Source organism: Agromyces sp. NPDC055658 (assembly GCF_053618155.1).
Window position 1 is genome coordinate 1 of sequence record NZ_JBSHHD010000127.1, and the last position, 1,167, is coordinate 1,167.

Annotated in this window: 1 protein-coding gene and 1 pseudogene; both read left to right on the forward strand. The window is 72.2% G+C overall.

The window, feature by feature from the left end; genetic code table 11:
* A pseudogene (locus ACWGPE_RS19060) lies at positions 1-425 on the forward strand (hypothetical protein); the annotation flags it as partial.
* A partial coding sequence (locus ACWGPE_RS19065) for a CpaF family protein (RefSeq protein ID WP_452049323.1) occupies positions 422-1,167 on the forward strand: 746 nt, incomplete at its 3' end. The pseudogene ACWGPE_RS19060 and the gene ACWGPE_RS19065, both read left to right, overlap by 4 nt.

Genomic DNA, 1,167 nt, shown 5'->3' on the forward strand with positions numbered 1-1,167 from the left:
AGGCCGGGCCGCTGGGTGCAGTCATCGACGCGGGGTGCCGCGGTGGCGTCACGGTCGTGTGCGATGTGCCGCGACGTGCCACCGAAGCGGCCGAAACCGCTTTGGACGCCGCCGATCTGGTGGTCTTGGTGACACCGGCCGACGTGCGGTCGTGCACCGCCGCGGCAGCCGCGCGACCGTGGGTGCTGGCCTGCAACCCGAATGCCGGTGTCGTGGTGCGGGGTCCGTCCCCGGGCGGGCTGCGGGCGGCCGAGGTGGCCCGCATCGTGGACCTGCCGATGCTGGCCGCAATGCGCGCACAGGCCGGCATCGCGGAGGTCCTCGAGCGTGGCGGGTTGAGGGTGCGCCCACGGTCGCCGTTGGGCTCGGCGGCGCGCCGGGTGCTGTCGGTCCTGGCAGGTCACCCCGCCCAGGACGCGGCATGAGCACCTCACTGATCGACCGGGTCCGCGAACGGCTCGCGGCCGAGGCCACTCCACTGAATCCGGGTGCGGTCGCCGCGGCAATCCGGGCCGAGTCCGGCGGACTGCTCGGCGATACCGAGGTGCTGAGCAACCTGCGACTGCTCGAGACCGAACTGACCGGTGCCGGTGTCCTGGAGCCACTGCTGTGCGCCCCGACGACCACCGACGTGCTCGTCACCGCGCCCGACGCGGTGTGGGTCGACGACGGCAACGGATTACACCGCAGCACAGTGCGTTTCCCTGACGAAGGCGCGGTCCGCCGGCTGGCACAGCGGTTGGCGTTGTTGGCCGGGCGCCGGCTCGACGAGGCGCAGCCCTGGGTGGACGGTCAGCTCACCGGCATCGGCCCGTTCACCGTGCGTCTGCATGCGGTGCTGCCTCCCGTCGCCGCCGCAGGCACCTGCCTGTCCCTGCGGGTGTTGCGCCCGGCCACCCAGAATCTCGACTCCCTCTGTCGGTCCGGGGCGATCCCGCCGCGGGCCGCCGACCTGGTGCACGCGATCATCCGGGCCCGGCTGGCATTCCTGATCTCGGGCGGTACCGGGTGCGGCAAGACGACCCTGCTTGCCGCAGCGCTGGGTGCCGTCCCCGCTCATGAACGCATCGTGTGTGTCGAGGATGCCGCCGAATTGGCCCCGTCCCACCCGCATCTGGTCAAGTTGGTTGCCCGGGGCGCCAACGTCGAGGGCATCGGTGAGATCAC